Source organism: Vibrio sp. 10N.222.49.C9, from assembly GCF_041474985.1.
In the GTDB taxonomy this organism is placed as follows: Bacteria; Pseudomonadota; Gammaproteobacteria; order Enterobacterales; family Vibrionaceae; genus Vibrio; species Vibrio crassostreae_C.
Map to the genome: position 1 here is coordinate 1 of NZ_JBFRVD010000748.1, position 332 is coordinate 332.

Genomic DNA, 332 nt, shown 5'->3' on the forward strand with positions numbered 1-332 from the left:
AGAGGCCGGTGAAGCAGAAGTACGCAAAGCGTGGGACGAACTGCCAGCCAGTGCACAGAATGTAGTAGACAACTTCGAGCAATTTCACGCTCTTACCTCAGTAAGCCAAGCCTTTGCAGGTGTTGGACTACTAGAAGAGTTCCCAACGCTTAACATTCCTGAAAACATGACGGAAGAACAAACTAACGCTTACAAAGCACAATTGTTAGACCAAGTTCTTTTCAACTGTATCAAGGACATGGTCAAGCAAATGAAGAAAGCTCGTCGTGACCCTATCCTTAAGCGCGATTTCAATAGTGTCTTTCTAAAAGACTAAGATCCTATCGCCTAAA

At 44.3% G+C, this 332-nt stretch carries 1 protein-coding gene; it reads left to right on the forward strand.

From position 1 onward, the window contains the following. Window positions 1–316 (forward strand): DUF3069 domain-containing protein (locus AB4585_RS25390; protein WP_372171549.1); only part of this gene is annotated, 316 nt, incomplete at its 5' end. Window positions 317–332 lie beyond the last annotated feature (16 nt).